General features: G+C 55.2%; 12 protein-coding genes. 5 read left to right on the top strand and 7 right to left on the bottom strand.

All coding sequences use genetic code 11. The features are described from left to right. Window positions 1–31 precede the first annotated feature (31 nt). On the bottom strand, window positions 32–1570 hold the full coding sequence (locus OSB_RS06730; RefSeq protein ID WP_049834262.1) for a helicase HerA-like domain-containing protein: 1539 nt from the start codon (window positions 1568–1570) through the stop codon (window positions 32–34). A gap of 505 nt (window positions 1571–2075) precedes the next feature. Between OSB_RS06730 and OSB_RS06725 the strand changes: the two genes are divergently transcribed. Then, entirely contained in the window at window positions 2076–2735 is a 660-nt protein-coding gene (locus tag OSB_RS06725) for an invasion associated locus B family protein (protein ID WP_049834261.1), read from the top strand. A 76-nt stretch (window positions 2736–2811) separates the two neighbouring features. Here the strand turns inward: OSB_RS06725 and OSB_RS06720 are convergent, their stop codons facing one another. From OSB_RS06720 to OSB_RS06705, 4 genes are all read right to left on the bottom strand, one after another. Then, window positions 2812–4020, bottom strand: a complete 1209-nt coding sequence (locus tag OSB_RS06720; RefSeq protein ID WP_049834260.1) for a beta-ketoacyl-[acyl-carrier-protein] synthase family protein — start codon at window positions 4018–4020, stop codon at window positions 2812–2814. Further along, window positions 4017–4274: an acyl carrier protein gene (locus OSB_RS06715; RefSeq protein ID WP_049834259.1), complete on the bottom strand. Its 258-nt coding sequence runs from the start codon at window positions 4272–4274 to the stop codon at window positions 4017–4019. Before OSB_RS06715 ends, OSB_RS06720 begins: the two co-directional genes overlap by 4 nt. A gap of 66 nt (window positions 4275–4340) precedes the next feature. Further along, entirely contained in the window at window positions 4341–5384 is a 1044-nt protein-coding gene (gene lpxD, locus OSB_RS06710; RefSeq protein ID WP_049834258.1) for a UDP-3-O-(3-hydroxymyristoyl)glucosamine N-acyltransferase, read from the bottom strand. Window positions 5385–5409: 25 nt separating this feature from the next. Further along, window positions 5410–7017: a L,D-transpeptidase family protein gene (locus tag OSB_RS06705; protein ID WP_082166428.1), complete on the bottom strand. Its 1608-nt coding sequence runs from the start codon at window positions 7015–7017 to the stop codon at window positions 5410–5412. A gap of 353 nt (window positions 7018–7370) precedes the next feature. Between OSB_RS06705 and mepK the strand changes: the two genes are divergently transcribed. Beyond that, on the top strand, window positions 7371–7940 hold the full coding sequence (gene mepK / locus OSB_RS06700; RefSeq protein ID WP_049834257.1) for a peptidoglycan L,D-endopeptidase MepK: 570 nt from the start codon (window positions 7371–7373) through the stop codon (window positions 7938–7940). A 155-nt stretch (window positions 7941–8095) separates the two neighbouring features. Then, window positions 8096–10783 carry a peroxidase family protein gene (locus tag OSB_RS06695; RefSeq protein ID WP_049834256.1) on the top strand — a complete coding sequence of 896 codons (2688 nt, stop codon included), beginning with the start codon at window positions 8096–8098 and terminating at the stop codon, window positions 10781–10783. Here the strand turns inward: OSB_RS06695 and OSB_RS06690 are convergent, their stop codons facing one another. Continuing rightward, on the bottom strand, window positions 10784–13027 hold the full coding sequence (locus OSB_RS06690) for a xanthine dehydrogenase family protein molybdopterin-binding subunit (RefSeq protein WP_049834255.1): 2244 nt from the start codon (window positions 13025–13027) through the stop codon (window positions 10784–10786). Between the two features lie 2 nt (window positions 13028–13029). After that, window positions 13030–13491 (bottom strand): (2Fe-2S)-binding protein, encoded by a 462-nt coding sequence (locus tag OSB_RS06685; protein ID WP_049834254.1) that lies wholly within the window; start codon window positions 13489–13491, stop codon window positions 13030–13032. A 62-nt stretch (window positions 13492–13553) separates the two neighbouring features. Here OSB_RS06685 and OSB_RS06680 point away from each other — a divergent pair, with 62 nt between their 5' ends. Together OSB_RS06680 and OSB_RS06675 are read left to right on the top strand one after the other, a co-directional pair. Further along, complete coding sequence (locus tag OSB_RS06680; protein WP_049834253.1) at window positions 13554–14120, top strand: TetR/AcrR family transcriptional regulator; 567 nt, start codon at window positions 13554–13556, stop codon at window positions 14118–14120. 156 nt (window positions 14121–14276) lie between these two features. Continuing rightward, window positions 14277–15908 (top strand): alpha-D-glucose phosphate-specific phosphoglucomutase, encoded by a 1632-nt coding sequence (locus OSB_RS06675; RefSeq protein ID WP_049834252.1) that lies wholly within the window; start codon window positions 14277–14279, stop codon window positions 15906–15908. Window positions 15909–16091: the final 183 nt, after the last annotated feature.

Below are 16091 nucleotides of genomic sequence, written 5' to 3'. Positions count from 1 at the left end.
TTCGCAGGGCCGACAAAGGCCCTGCGCTTCGTTAGCGGCCTTTGAACAAGCCACCCAAAATGCCGCGCACGATGCGCCGACCAGTGGTGCCTTTCAACTCCTTGGCAACGACGGTCGCGATCGCACCACCCCAGCCTTCGGACTTGGAAGACCTGCGGCTGGTTGAACGTTCTCCATCACTACCTGTGTAACGACGCCCTTGCTTGTGCTCGCGCTCCTCCGCCTCAAGCTTTTCTTCGGCATCCTCAGCCTTTTCAGCCGCCTCTGCCGCTTCGCCTGCGCGTTTCGCCAGCATTTCAGCGGCGGAATTTCGATCTAGGCGTTCGTCGTATTTGCCTGACATCGGGGATGCAGCCATTACTTCGGCACGCTCGGCTTTTGTGATTGGGCCAAGCTGGGATGATGGTGGGCGGATCAGCGTGCGCTCAACAATTCCAGGAATGCCTTTCTCGATCAGCATGGATGTCACCGCTTCACCCGTCCCGACTTCACGGATCGCTTCAGCCGTATCAAACGCAGGGTTCGGACGGTACGTATCCGCCGCCTGTTTCAATTCCTTTTGGTCGTTGGCCGTAAACGCGCGCAATGCGTGCTGCACACGGTTACCAAGTTGGCCAAGGATATCTTCCGGAACGTCCGCTGGGTTCTGCGTGATGAAATACACGCCAACCCCTTTAGAACGGATCAAACGCGCGACCTGTTCAACCTTATCGACCAGTGCTTTGGGCGCGTCGTCAAACAGCAGGTGCGCCTCGTCAAAGAAGAAGACGAGCTTGGGTTTGTCAGGGTTCCCGACTTCTGGCAGCTCTTCAAACAGCTCAGACAGCAGCCATAGAAGGAAGGTTGCATAAAGTTTTGGCGACGCCATGAGCTTGTCAGAGGCTAGTATATTGATACGTCCGCGCCCGTCATCCTCGGTTGCCATGATGTCGCGCAGATCAAGCGCGGGTTCACCAAACAGCCCTGCACCGCCTTGGTTTTCCAACACAAGCAACTGACGCTGGATCGCGCCAACCGAAGACGTCGCCACGTTGCCGTAGCGCAAGGACAATTCCTTTGAGTTCTGACCAACCCAAACAAGCAACGCCTGCAGGTCTTCGAGATCAAGCAGCGGCAGGCCTTCTTCATCGGACACACGGAACGCCACGTTCAGCACGCCTTCTTGCGCTTCGGTCAGTCCCATCAGCGTGGACAACAACAACGGACCCATTTCGGCAACCGTGGTGCGGATCGGGTGGCCCTGCTCGCCCAGAAGGTCCCAGAACGTGACAGGGAATTTGTCGTATTGAAGATCAAGGCCAATGGTATCCGCGCGTTTCATGAACGGTTCATGAAGTTTGAAATCCGCGCTGCCGGATTTTGCCAAGCCAGAAAGGTCTCCTTTCACGTCAGACAAGAAGACCGGAACACCAATCGCGGAAAACCCTTCTGCAAGGATCTGCAACGTGACGGTCTTACCTGTCCCTGTCGCACCAGCGATAAGCCCGTGGCGGTTTGCATACTTTAACAACAGGTCCTGCGCCTCGCCGTAGTCGTTGCCACCGCCACCTAAGAAAATTCCGTCGCTCATTGCCTGTTCCCTATTTCCATCGACCACACTTCAACTTGGTCGCATTTCCGTTTGCGCCAAAATACATCCTTAACCTTTATGGGCCAGTATATTCGTATCAGCGCCGCTCATGTCCTCCTGCGGCGTTGTTAACTTCCTCCTTGTTGGACTTGCCGCGTGCTCAGTTTTCACTGACGCGCGGCCTTTTTAGATTCAAATGGCGTAATATTATCAAATCAAACAAAAAAGAGAATTCTAAGTTATAGAAGAATAGCCTGTTGACGGTTAGTCCACTGTTCCGTAACGTCTGCGCAATAAATCGGCTAAGTCCGATAGGGAGAAGACGAAGAAGGACCTTTCGGGGTCCTTTTTCTATTTTATAACCGACTGTTACACTGCCCCAAATTACACTACGAATTTTGCAAAGACCGTTTCGGCAAAGGCCTGCCTATGCTTGTTTTCGCCCTGACACGCCACACAACCCATGTTAAGCCTCGCGCAACGACAGACCATATTGGACGGACTTATGACCCTTTTCACTTCTAACATTTCAAAAACGCTAACGGCTGCGGCATTGGCTTGCACACTTGGCGCACCAACGTTTGCGCAAGAAGCAACCGAAGAGACGCCCGCAGAAGCTCCTGCTGAAACGACTGAAGAACAGCCTGAGAGCGTTTTCAATATGGGCGAAGAAGTTGATGAAAACGGTGATCCTGTTGCCGCTGAACTGCAAGAACCGCAGCCGGGCCAGCAATATCTTTCAGAAGTCCACGGTGATTGGGCTCTGCGTTGCCTGAAGGCTGAAGAAGGCGAAGACCCTTGCCAGATGTACCAACTGTTGAACGATGCTGACGGCAATGCTGTGGCAGAAATCGCCATCGTTGTTCTACCAGAATCTGGCCAAGCGGTTGCTGGTGCGACGATCGTTGCCCCGCTTGAAACATTGCTGACTGAACAGATCACATTGCGCGTTGATGGTGGCCAAGCCCGCCGCTTCCCGTTCAATTTCTGTAACGTTGGTGGTTGCGTAACGCGTCTTGGTCTGACTGAGCAGGACGTTGCATTGTTCCGCCGTGGTGCAGAAGCCACGCTGACAATGGTACCAGCTGCCGCGCCTGATCAAAACGTAACCGTCACAATGTCATTGGCTGGTTTCACAGCAGCGTTCAACGCAGCGGCTGAGTAATACGCACCGCTACTTGAGTATTTAAGAGCCAAAGAAATCAAAGCGTCGCGCCTGTAATGGGTGCGGCGTTTTTCGTTTACGCAGACCTAAGTGCGATGACGGCGTTCAGGCCGCCAAACGCAAAGGCGTTGGAGAGAACAGCGGTGACCTTCGCCTCGCGCGCCACGTTTGGAACAACGTCCAGCGCGCATTCTGGGTCGGCTTCTTCATAACCAATGGTGGGCGCGATGATGCCGTCGCGCAGCGCCATGACACAGGCCAAAAGTTCGACCGCGCCGGTTCCGCCAATCAGGTGGCCGTGCATGGACTTGGTACTCGACATCATCAAATTGTCCGCGTGCGCGCCAAACACATCTGCAACGGCGGCGCATTCGGCTTTATCATTTGCGGCCGTGCCTGTTCCGTGGGCATTCACGTAGCCCACGTCCTCGCGGTTCAACTTGGCGTCCTTTAATGCGCCAGCAATGGCGCGTGCAGCCCCCTGTTTGGACGGTGTGACGATATCGGAGGCATCCGAGGACATCGCAAAACCAGCAACTTCTGCGAGGATGGTCGCGCCGCGTTTGACGGCATGATCGTAGTCTTCGAACACAAACACGCCCGCTCCCTCGCCCTGCACCATACCGTTTCGGGTGGCCGAAAACGGGCGGCACGCGTCCTTTGACATGACACGCAGGCCTTCCCAAGCTTTTACGCCACCAAAACACAGCATGGATTCAGACCCGCCCGTGACCATCACGTCGGCCATGCCAGAGCGGATCATCATAAAGGCTTGGCCCATCGCGTGGTTGCTAGAGGCGCAGGCGGTGGCCAAAGTAAAAGACGGGCCGCGCAGGTTGTATTGCATCGACACATGGGATGCGGCGGCATTGTTCATCAGCTTTGGTACGATGAACGGATGCACGCGGTTTTTGCCTTCTTCATAGACGGCGCGGTAGTTTTCGTCCTGTGTGTTTAGCCCACCACCAGATGTTCCAAGGACGACGCCAGATCGATCCGCAAGATCGCCTGAGAACGTAATCCCAGCCTCATCGATCGCCTGTTTAGCCGCTAAAAGCGTGAACTGGGTAAAGCGGTCATAAAGGCTGATTTGTTGACGGTTGAAATGGGTTTGTTCGTCATAGTCACGCACCTGACCGCCGATTTTAACAGCCAAACGATCCACATCACGTATATCTAGCGGGCCGATGCCACAGCGCCCTTCGCGCATAGCCTCGAGCGTGGTTGGCACATCATGGCCCAATGCATTGATTGTGCCAGATCCGGTGATGACGACGCGTCTCACGCTTGATCCTTCACCAATGCATCCACGGCTTTGATGATCGAGCCAACTGTTGAGATGTCAAAATCACCCTCAGACGGGTCATTGGCGTTAAACGGGACCGTGATATCAAAGGCTTCTTCAATTGCGAAAATACTCTCGACCAAACCAAGGCTATCAATACCAAGGTCTTCCAGCGTGGAAGCCTCAGTCACGTCACTTGGCTCAAGCAAGGCTTGCTGTGCAATGATTTCAATTACTTGCGGCGCAATGCTCATGTAGAAGTACCCGTCATGTCCTCATCCTGCCCTTGATGTAAAGCGAAGGGCGCGGTTTTGGAACCTTTATTGCTGGGTCAGGCGCTTCAGGGCTTTAAGGCCGGCGCGGTATTCATGGGTTGGTTGCGCCGGATGGCCCGAGACAAACACGCCATCTGCGACATTACCTAAAACGATCGCCCCGCCTCCGACGACCACATCGCGACCGATGGATAAGTTGTCCGCAACACCGGATTTACCACCAAGGATGACGCGATCGCCAAGAATGGCGGACCCTGCCACCGCAGCCTGCGCGCATAGCAGGCAATCTTCACCCAAAACAACATTGTGGCCAACTTGAACAAGGTTATCGATTTTGCAGCCGTTTGACACACGCGTAGCGCGGATCGTGCCGGCGTCGATGGTGGAATTGGCACCAACCTCAACATTGTCGCCGATCACAACGCCACCCAGTGAATGAATGCGGTGCCATGTGCCGTCCATCGGTTTGAGCGGTTCACCGCGCGCGCGTACAGCACGCTCCACGTTTGATGGGGTTTCAGTCGTGAAAGAGAACCCATCCCCACCGATAGCGGCGCCCATTTGTACGATACAGCTGTGCCCGATAATGACATTGGGCCCGATGCGCACTCCAGAATGCAGCACAACATTCGCGCCGATCTCAACCTCGCGGCTGATGCTAACATGGGATGCAATCCGCGCATTGGCCCCGATTTGAACGTCAGCAGCGATGACAACGAACGGGCCGATGACTGCGCCTTCGCCGATCTTAGCGGATGGGTCGATCACTGCGCTGGGATGGACGCCTGTCTGCCCATCAAAGGCCAGATCACGATCCATCTGTTGCGTCAGCCCTGCCATCGCCAAGCGTCCGCGTGGCGCAACGATTGCGCCCTCAAGCCCAAGCTCATTTAGGTTCGCCCCCGGCCAGACCACGGCGGCGCGGGCTGCTGACTTTTGCAGGTGTTCGGCAAATTTCGGGGCCACCGCAAGTGCAAGGTCCCCTGCACGTGCCTCAAGTGGCTCAGCCAAGCGGTCCACCAAAAGCGAAGCGTCGCCAAGGGTTTCAGCCCCAAGCGACGCAGCGAGTTCTTTCAAAGTCTGTGACATCTGCGTCCCCTATTCGGGACCAGATTTACCCGCCAATCGCGCGGACAGCCACCCCTTCGTTTGCCAAGGCACTCCAGATGCGGCTGTCGCGGTTGTAAACGTCACCGCGAAAGTTCAGCTGACCTGTCGTGTGGGTAAACGCTGTGCGGTAAACCAGATGCACTGGAACCGGATTATCAAGGTTCACACGTGCTTCACGGCCGGTGCGCAGTTGCGACTGGAAATACGCTTCAGGGTCGGATTCTTGAACAGCAAGCAGCGCATATGCGAAATCAAACGGGTCATTCAAACGAATGCAACCATGTGAAAACGCACGCACTTCGCGGCCAAACAAGGACTTCGCCGGCGTGTCGTGCAGGTAAATGTTGTACTGGTTTGGGAAGATGAACTTCACCAGACCAAGCGCGTTGCCACGGCTCGGAGGTTGACGCATGGAGTACGGGAAAGTGCTGGCGTTGAACTGACTGAAATTCACGTTGCTGCGGTTGATCGCACGACCACGGCTGTCTGTGATTTCAATGTGGCTGACAGCGTTACGGTTACGCTGCAACGCTGGAAGGTATTCGTTCACGATGATCGAACGCGGCACATACCAGCTTGGGTTGATGACCATGTATTCCATTACGTCTGAGAATTCAGGGCTTTGGCGGTCGCTTGCCGTCGCACCAATAACAGAGCGCGTTTGGTAGGTTACGCGGTCGTTATCCATGATCGCAGCCGTGAAATCGACGAGGTTTACCCAAACGTGGCGCTCACCACGGGGGCGGTTCATCCAACGTTCGCGTTCCATCGCAACGATGATCTGCTGCAAGCGGGATGCGACGGGTACGTTCAATTCACGCAGTGTCCCTGCCCCTGCTTCGCCGTCAGCCGTTAGCCCGTGGGCTTGCTGAAAACGCTGCACGGCAGCTTGAACCGTCGCGTCATATGTCTGCGTTGCTGAGCGTTCCATATAGCCCATCACGACCAAACGGTCGCGTAACGCCACAACACCAGCGCCAGATGCACCCGGCGCAAGACCGCCGCCAGTGACAGTTGGGCCCCAACCACCGTTGGACAACAGACGTTCAAGGTTCAGCTTTTCACGCAACAGCCGCGCATACTCTGGGGAGCTTGGTGGCAATGTCGCGAGGTAGGACGCAGGCGAGGAATCAACAAAACCCTGAAGGTATCCAAGGCGTGAACGGAGCGGAATTTCGCGGCGAATTTCGGAAACAACGCGGCTTGGTGTTAGGATGCCTGTTTGAACGTCGCGGGCGTATGAAAGGAACAGACGCGACATCTCGACTTCCATTGCGCCTTTCTCAGCTGGCGTGTTGGCGGCCTGCAGGCGCGCCATCAATGCGTTCGGGTCATACTGTGCGGCTGGCAGGCCATGATCACCGGCATTCGCAAAAACTGCGAGCAGCGCGTTGCGGCGTGCCCGGTCACGGCCAGTAGCACCTGTCCAGATACCTTCAAACTCGCGGGCACGGTAAAATTCAGCCAGAACATCATCTTGCGATGCGCCCTCGGCAACGGCTTGGCGAAACGCCGTTGTCTGAGCCGCGGCGTCTTGCGCGGACAAAGCAAAGGCGATTACAAACGCCAGAAGCGCAAAACTGCGCGAAAACAAATGGTTAAAGGTCGTCATTTTGTCCCCCCAGGAACGTACAGGCCCACATGAACTGTGAGTCGATTAATAGTCTTGATCCGTGAATCAGGCAGCGAGCACCTTATGTCTATTCACTTTTCTGCTATTACGCGAGTTGGTTTATATCTGTCGCCGCACTGCCGCGAACTGTTCTTGCACAAATGCAACAAATCCTAAATTGCACACAATCTGCGCAAAATACCGCCTATTTCCCCCTTGATACGATTTCTAACCCCTCAAAGGGCTTGGTCCACGAATCATTTTGTGGCATAGAGTTCGAGCATCTGGGGACAAGAATGCACAATCGCCTGCAAAATAGCAGGTTTACAGGTAAGCGACGGGACAGCGCTAACATGACAATGAAAACAACTTCGAGCATTTCTCGGCGTGGATTGCTGGGCGCTTTTGCAGCGACAGCGGTTATGGCCGCCCCTACTTATTCAAACGCAGCAGGCTTTTTGCGCGGTGGTGGTGATATCCGCCGCTTGAAAATGTATTCTGGCCGCACTGGTGAAAGCATCGACACGATCTACTGGATCGAAGGAAACTACATTTCCGAAGCGATGACTGAAGTGAATCGCTTCTTCCGCGACTGGCGCAATGGCCAGACACATCAGATCGACACCCGTACGATCGATATTGTTGCGGCAACCCAGAACCTTCTGGACAACGACCAGCCCTACACACTGATTTCCGGCTACCGTTCACCACAAACGAACGCGATGCTGCGTGCGAACTCGTCCGGTGTTGCACGCAATTCATTGCACTTGCAGGGTAAAGCGTCCGATCTGCGCATGCAGGGTCGTTCCGTGAACCAAATGGCACGTGCTGCTGCCAGCTGTAACGCTGGCGGTGTTGGCCGTTATTCCGGTTCTAACTTTATCCACGTTGATTGCGGTGCTGTACGTAACTGGGGCAGCTAAGCCCGACGACTGACCGTCATTGATATTGATACAATTCAAAAGCCCGAACTTAATTGTTCGGGCTTTGTGCATAATACACCATTTTTCTTCAATTAATTTGTCAAAACATTTCCAACGCCCTAATTATCACAAAGGGGTGATGTGAAGGTGGTCTGATGGCAAGTAGCTGTCCTTTTCTTGCGAATATCGAAGCACAAGAGCGTCTTACTGAGGCGCGCTATGATGATGGCATATCTGAAACGTTCAGCGGTGGCGCTGATCTTGTGGACGTGTCGATGGTTGTATTTGACCAAGACGGCGACGCGCCCAATAGCGCCGGCCTGTCCACGCTTTTCACCACCTTTGGCCAATTCCTAGACCATGATTTAGTTCTGACGCCCGAAGACCATGACGAAGGCGTGCTTGATCTGGTCGGTATGCCCCATGACATCGCCCGTTCTGCCGTTGCCGATGAGATCGGCGAAGGTGAAACGATTGCGCCGTTCAATGCAGTGACGTGGCAGATTGATGGATCGCAAATTTATGGATCCACCGAGGCACGCATGGATGACTTGCGCAGCTTTGAGGACGGCAAACTGCGGGTGCAGGATGACAGGACTTCGGCCAGTGAAATGCTGCCTGACGCGGACGAAGACAGCTTTATGGCGGGCGACATCGAAGGTGACGATCCTGTCTATCTTGCCGGCGATGTGCGTGCCAACGAGAACCCTAACCTGTTGTCTATGCAGACAATGTTCGTGCGCGAGCATAACTATTGGGCTGAAAGGCTAGCAGAAGAACACCCTGATTGGGACGACGCGCAGCTTTATGATGCTGCGCGCTCTATTGTGGAATTTGAGCTGCAACAGATCACCTACAACGAATGGCTTCCGCATTTGGTCGGTGACGCAGTCGGCGAAGACACCGGCTTTGATGCAAATGTATCCGGTGAAATGTCTGTCGAATTCTCGACGGCGGCGTTCCGGTTTGGCCACACCTTGGTTTCATCCAGCATTGACCGGATTGCCGAAGATGGCACGGACGATGGGTCCATGGCGTTGATGGACAGCTACTTTAACCATTCTCCGGTTGAAGACGGCGGTATTGAAGCGATTATTCGCGGCCAACTCAGCGAAACGGCGCAAGAACTCGACACTGAAATCGTCGATGACCTGAACTTCTTTCTGGAAACGCCGGATGGGGTGTCTGGATTTTCCCTCGCCGCGATCAACTTGGCGCGTGGCTTGGATCACGGGTTGGACAGCTACATCAATGTGCGTGCACAGCTGATTGGGGACATTGCTCCTGACACGCTGGACCCCCTAGATTTCTCCATCATCACCAGCGATGAGGACGTACAAGCCCGACTTGCCACTGTTTACACCGATATTTTCCAAGTGGATCTTTGGGTTGGTGGTTTGGCCGAGGATGCGACTGGTGGCACCCAAATGGGGCCCCTATTCACCCATATCATTGCGGACCAATTCACGCGTACCCGCGCAGCGGATGAAACGTTTGGTGACCTAGACCCTGCCTTGGGTGACACGATTATCGCCGAAGTTGAGGCCAGCACTTTTGCGACCATCATCGAACGCACCACCGATGTGGACATGGTACAAGACGATGTTTTCATTGCAGAAGACCGCATCCTAACCGACGCAGACCCGATTGAGACCACGTGGAACGCCGATATCATCACCCTCGCTGCCAAGACGGTGAACGGGTCGATTTACACCCAAGGGGGCGACGATGTCGTGACGCTTTCAGGCGGCACGATGATCACCGGCGATGTGAGCCTTGGCGATGGCGATGATACGTTTTTTATGTCGAGCGGCACCGTCCTAGGAAGCGTTAGCACTGGTACCGGTAATGACGTTGTCACGCTGGAAGGTACCGCAAAGGTACTGGACGGTATCAACACGAATGAGGGTGAAGACACCGTTGTTTTGTCAGACATGGCCCAAGTTGTTGGGGATGTCCGCACCGGAGACGACAACGACTCGGTAACATTGTCAGACCGCGCAAGCATTGATGGCACGCTTTGCACAGGTGGCGGCGATGATGTTGTCACGCTGGGCGCACGCACGTCTGTCGATAATGTTAGCTTGGTTTATGGCGATGACGTCATCCACCTTGAGGCCGGTGCCGACGTTGGCACAATTCACGGCGGCAAAGGGTTTGATACCCTGAAGCTGTCTGGAAACACCCGTGTTGAATACGATGGCAATCCGTCAAATGGCACGGTTTTCTATCTGGACGCTGACGGCAACGACACCGGTGAAAGTGTTGCGTTTCATTCCATCGAAAGCATCACCTGCTTTACCTCTGGGACGATGGTCATCTCTGAACGTGGCAAAGTCGCGATTGAAACGTTGCAAGTTGGCGATCGCGTTTGGACCTTAGACAATGGGTTGCAGCCGATCGCGTGGATTGGTCAAGCGACGGTTCCAGCCAAGGGCGACCTTGCGCCGATCCTGATCCGCCAAGGCGCGATGGGCAACGCACGTGACCTTCTTGTGTCACCACAACACCGCATGATGTTGGATGGCTGGCGCGTTGAAATGCACTGCGGCGCGGATGAGGTTCTGGCCCCCGCCAAAGCCCTTATCAATGACGGATCAATCCGCCGCGTTGAAGGTGGCACCGTCACCTATGTCCACATCGCATTCGACACTCATGAGATTGTCATGGCCGAAGGCATCCCATCAGAAAGCTTCTTCCCCGGGGCCGAAGCGCTTAACGCGCTGGATCAAGCCGCACGCGACGAAATCCTCGCGTTGTTCCCTGAATGGCGTTGCCCACATCTGCGCCCAACAGCGGCACGTCAGGTCATTACCCCACGCGAAGCCAAAGCTCTGATCTAGTTAGACAAAATCGATATGCCTACTGAACGGCATCTCACGAATACGCTGCCCAGTTGCGGCGAAAATCGCGTTTGCCAACGCGGGCGCTGCGGGTGGCACCGGTGGCTCCCCAATGCCGCGCACATGGTCACCCAACTCTAGCCCGCGCACCTGGATTTCAGGCGCTTGGTACTGTCGCATCGCTTGGAAGCCGTCATAATTGATCTGGTCCGTCATCCCATCGCTATGGGTGATTTCGGCAAACATCGCGTGCCCAAGTCCCCAGAGCATCGCTCCACTCATCTGACTTTGAAGGTTGATCGGATCTATAATGCGCCCAACGTTCGCAACAGCGTAGGCTTTGTCGATCTGGATGCCGCGATCTGTGTTCGTCACCTCAACGACCTCAGCACAGGGCACGCCGAACGACATGCAAAACGCAACACCGCGCCCGCGACTAGGGCCCATATCAGGGCCATCCCAACCAGACATTTCGGCCACGGCCTCGAGCACCGCGCGGGAATTGTCGTCCCACGCAAGGCGAATGCGTTCTTCCATTGGGTCAGCCCCCGCGGCGTGGATAAGTTCATCCAAGGCGCTGTCATGGAAGAAACCGTTGGTTGATGCCCCGACGCTACGCCAACTTGAAATCGGTGCAAGCGGTTCACTTCGATAGCCTGTGACACGATAGTTCGGGATGCCGAACGGCTGATCCCACGCACCTGCAACGATCATTGGGTCGGGCCCGGGGACCGACAAACCAAGCCGCCCCATTTGGCTACTTGTTACGGACGGCATCGCAATGCCAAGATCAAGCGTATCCACCTGCCCGTCTTTCACCGAGCCACGCATCCGCGCCATCGCGATCTGGCGCGTGTAGTCATGGGCCATGTCTTCTTCGCGCGAATAGGTCAGCTTAACGGGCGTGTCTTTCATCGCTATGCCAAGCAGCGCGGCCTGTTTCACAACTTCGATCTCAAGGCGATGCCCAAACGAGCCGCCCATCATCAAGACATGGATATGCACGTCCGCATCATCCAAGCCCGTCAGTTCAGCCACAGCGCTTTGCGCAAATCGCGGGGTCTGTGTGCCTGTCCAGATATCTGCACGTGTATCCGTGATCAAAGCCGTCGCATTGATCGGCTCAAGCGGAGCGTGGGCGACATAAGGCGCGCGGTATTCAACATCGATCACGTCAGCGCTGTCCAATGCGTCGTCAACGTCGCCGTCATCACGGTACCGGCTGTCGCGCTGATCATCTTTGAAACTATCAGCAAGTGCGGCCCAATGGTCTTCTTGCTCAGCTGGATATGTCGCCGCGTCCCAGTCAAACGAAATAGCCTGTGCCGCTTGGAATGCTCGCCACGTGTTGTCAGCGATCACGCCAACGCCGTTCGGCAGCTCAACGACCTTTAGAACACCGCGCATGGTTTCGGCTTCGGATGAATCAAATCCCAGCATCGCGGCGTCTTTGCGCGGGTTGGTAATGACGGTGGCATGAACCATTCCGTCCAGTTCCATATCGATGCCGTAGGTTTGCGTTCCGGTTGATTTAGGAACGATATCAAGGCGCTGCATATCCTTGCCGATATAGCGCCACTCGGACGGGTCTTTCAGGGCGACCGCATCCACTGGGTCCAATGTCGCCGCTGTTGCCGCCAATTCGATATAGGTCAGCTCAGATCCATCAGGTAGGATCACCGCTCCACGCGCTGTCCGCATTTCACCGACATCCACGCCAGTTTCAAGGGCTGCCGCCGCCTTTATTGTCTCGCGTGCAACCGCGCCTGCAACCCGCAGCTTTTCCCAGGAATCCGCAACGGTGGATGAGCCGCCGGTGATCTGAACCCCCATGATTTTCATCGCCGCGTCCATCACTGTGCGCACAGAATTAGCAGCAAAGCCTTCGTCTGTCGGCATAAAGCCCGGTGCTTCGGCGCTAAGGGCAGTGTTGTAATAGGCTGGCGAAGGTGGTCCCGGTTCAACGGTGACCTGATCAAGGTCGATGTCCATTTCCTCGGCGATCAGGGCGGCTTGAACATGGTAAACACCCTGCCCTTTGTCCGCACGCGGCGTGATCAGTGTGACGCCATCCGCAGTGATGCGGACATATTCAGTCATGGACGCTTCATTCTCGCCCAAGTCATCGAGCAATGGGTTCGCAACGGGTTTCTTGTACAGATATGTGCCAAAGGCAACGCCGCCGACAATCGCCGCTGAACCAAACAAAAAAGTACGCCGTGCAATGGTTTTCAAACGACCCATGATTAAGCCTCCCGCAATTTGGCTGCAGCCGTGACGATGGCGGCGCGAATTTGCGGATATGTTCCACATCGGCAAAGATTGCCGGACATTTCGGCATCGATGTCTTCATCCGTGGGGTCAGGAATTGCTGCTAGCATTGACGCCGCCTGCATAATTTGCCCCGACTGACAGTACCCGCACTGTGCAACCTGATGTTCAGTCCATGCCTCTTGAACAGCGTGCATCGCCGCAGGCGTTCCGAGCCCATTGATCGTCGTGACTTCAGCGCCAACCGCGTCCACGGCCCACGTCTGGCAAGACCGCACTGCGACACCGTCCAGATGCACAGTACAAGCCCCGCACTGCGCAATCCCGCAGCCGTATTTCACACCCTTGATGCCAATTTCATCGCGCAACACCCACAACAGCGGCATGTCGTCTTCAACATCGACCTCGTGGGTGGTTCCATCTACAGTTAGTCGCATTGCGGGTCTCCTGTTGTTTGAGCTCAACTTGACACTTCGTCAAAATTTGTCAAGGTGTCGAAATGAAGACGGAAGAAATTGCAATCCTTGATGCCGCCTTAGAGGTGTTCATGCGCTACGGGTTCAGGCGCTCGACCATGAGTGACGTGGCCAAAGCGGCTGGTTTGTCACGACAATCCCTTTATGCACGATTTGCCAACAAAGACGAAGTCTATGCCGCAGGCGTCATTCTTTACGGTGAACGTATTCTTGAAGAATTAAAAACAGCGTGGGCGCAGGCGACCTCCATGGACCAAGCAATGGATAATTTCGCCAACATTTGCATTGTTCCCACGTTTGACTTGTTACGCAGCAGCCCTGATGCCTCTGACTTGATTGAGGCCGCCAACAGCCCCGAAGGTCAGGAGGCTATGGCCCGCCTCAAGATCCTAAAATGTGCAGCTCTAAGTGAATTGTTCACGCCTTACGCCAAGGCTCTGAACACCCGTGGGCTAACGCCCGAGCAACTGGCTGATTTTGTCGAGACCAACAAACATACCATTGCAAAAACCTCGCAAGACCACGGACAGCTCGAGGCCCAAATCGCGACGCTCAAAGCGTCGGTCCTATCGTTGACGTCGCAAGCGTAAAAATGGCGGCCTTTATGTGCCGCGGTCACCGCGCTACGCAAAGCCGACGCTATCAAGTCACACTGGGCATGGCAGTGGCGTGAAATTGCGTCGTGGTCCTCTTAAATGAAACAGAAAGCAGCTAGACCGCAAAGACGACAATAAGAAGGAACAAACATGCCAGTGCAGAATGTGCAAACGTCACCGATTGAGGGACAGAAACCGGGAACGAGTGGCCTTCGAAAAAGGACAGCGGAATTCAGACTCCCGCATTTTCTTGAAAACTACGTACAGTCGACCTTTGATGGGATTGGTGGGGTTGACGGCAAGACGTTGGTTATTGGCGGCGACGGCCGGTTCTTCAATGATAGCGCGATCCAGATCATCTTGCGCATGGCTTCTGCAAATGGCGCGGCTAAATGTATTGTCGGTCAAGGTGGGATTCTGTCGACCCCTGCCGCATCGCATCTTATCCGTTTGCGCAAAGCGGACGGTGGGCTAATCCTATCTGCCAGCCACAATCCGGGCGGTCCGGACGCTGACTTTGGCTTGAAATACAACGGCCCCAACGGTGGGCCCGCGTCCGAATCCGTAACGGACAAGATCTATGCGTGCACGAAGTCGATCGAACAATACCTTATTGCGGCCGGCGATGATGTTGATCTTGGGCAACGCGGCACGCAATCGCTTGATGGGATGTCGGTCGAGATTGTAGATCCAGTGGCAGACTATGCTGCATTGATGCAGACCATTGTGGATTTCGACAAAATCCGCGCGCTGTTTGCTGGTGGCTTCACGATGTGCTTTGACGCGATGCACGCAGTGACTGGCCCCTACGCACACACGATCCTTGAAGACATGTTAGGGGCACCCAAGGGGACCGTCATGAACGGCACACCCAGCCCCGACTTTGGCAAAGGCCACCCTGACCCCAATCCGATCTGGGCAAAAACCCTGATGGACAGGATGTATGGCACGGACGCACCTGACTTCGGTGCCGCCTCTGACGGGGATGGCGACCGCAACATGATTGTTGGTCGCAGCGCCTATGTCACGCCTTCTGACAGTCTGGCGCTTTTGACGGCGCATGCGCATCTCGCCCCTGCTTACAGCGGTGGTTTGGCAGGCGTCGCACGGTCGATGCCAACATCGCGTGCGGTTGATCGCGTTGCCGAGAGCCTCGGAATAAGCTGTTTTGAAACGCCCACAGGCTGGAAATTCTTTGGCAACCTGTTGGACGCCGGAAAAGTCACTCTTTGCGGTGAAGAAAGCGCTGGGACTGGGTCGGACCACGTACGCGAAAAAGACGGGCTTTGGGCTGTTCTTTTGTGGCTTAACGTTCTGGCCGAAAAAAAGATGTCCGTTTCAGATTTGATGACCGATTTGTGGGCGACTCATGGCCGCTGCTACTATTCGCGTTTGGATTACGAGGAGGTCGACAGCGCGAAAGCGAAGGACATGATCGAAGGCCTGCGCGGCAAGCTTTCTTCGCTTGCTGGAACCAACGTCGGAGCATTGGCGATCGAAACAGCGGATGAGTTCGCTTACCTCGACCCTGTGGACGGATCGCAATCAGCGGGCCAAGGTATCCGCATCTCCTTTGAAGGCGGCGCGCGCGCTGTGTTCCGCTTGTCGGGAACAGGCACGCAAGGAGCAACGATCAGGCTTTATCTTGAACAGTTTGAGACTGATCCAAATCGTTTGCACGAAGACCCGCAAACGGTATTGAAAGACGTGCGCGAGGCCGCGTTGGCGCTTTCTGACCTGACGGCGACCACAGGACGCGATGCGCCCGATGTCGTAACCTAAACAGAGCGGGAGCGTCTGCGAAGCTCTACCCCTTTAGAACGGGATCTTCAAAAATGCGCGCATTTTCACCCCGTCAATTTAATTGCGACGTTCTTCGTTTGCACGTAGTTCTACGGGATAAACTGCGCGGAAACACTGAAAGGCTCATAAGTCGTGAAATCGAAAGAGCCCTTCCCGAGCGGG

Source organism: Octadecabacter temperatus (assembly GCF_001187845.1).
Classification (GTDB): Bacteria; Pseudomonadota; Alphaproteobacteria; order Rhodobacterales; family Rhodobacteraceae; genus Octadecabacter; species Octadecabacter temperatus.
Note: the sequence above shows the minus strand (reverse complement) of the source record. Positions and strands in the feature narration are given on the sequence as shown.

Bases quoted from the DNA above. Each gene is read 5' to 3' on its own strand.
- OSB_RS06695 (WP_049834256.1), top strand. From the start codon at position 8,096: ATGGCAAGTAGCTGTCCTTTTCTTGCGAATATCGAAGCACAAGAGCGT.
- OSB_RS06705 (WP_082166428.1), bottom strand. From the start codon at position 7,017: ATGACGACCTTTAACCATTTGTTTTCGCGCAGTTTTGCGCTTCTGGCG.
- OSB_RS06675 (WP_049834252.1), top strand. From the start codon at position 14,277: ATGCCAGTGCAGAATGTGCAAACGTCACCGATTGAGGGACAGAAACCG.
- OSB_RS06685 (WP_049834254.1), bottom strand. From the start codon at position 13,491: ATGCGACTAACTGTAGATGGAACCACCCACGAGGTCGATGTTGAAGAC.
- lpxD (WP_049834258.1), bottom strand. From the start codon at position 5,384: ATGTCACAGACTTTGAAAGAACTCGCTGCGTCGCTTGGGGCTGAAACC.
- OSB_RS06715 (WP_049834259.1), bottom strand. From the start codon at position 4,274: ATGAGCATTGCGCCGCAAGTAATTGAAATCATTGCACAGCAAGCCTTG.
- OSB_RS06730 (WP_049834262.1), bottom strand. From the start codon at position 1,570: ATGAGCGACGGAATTTTCTTAGGTGGCGGTGGCAACGACTACGGCGAG.
- mepK (WP_049834257.1), top strand. From the start codon at position 7,371: ATGACAATGAAAACAACTTCGAGCATTTCTCGGCGTGGATTGCTGGGC.
- OSB_RS06725 (WP_049834261.1), top strand. From the start codon at position 2,076: ATGACCCTTTTCACTTCTAACATTTCAAAAACGCTAACGGCTGCGGCA.
- OSB_RS06690 (WP_049834255.1), bottom strand. From the start codon at position 13,027: ATGGGTCGTTTGAAAACCATTGCACGGCGTACTTTTTTGTTTGGTTCA.
- OSB_RS06680 (WP_049834253.1), top strand. From the start codon at position 13,554: ATGAAGACGGAAGAAATTGCAATCCTTGATGCCGCCTTAGAGGTGTTC.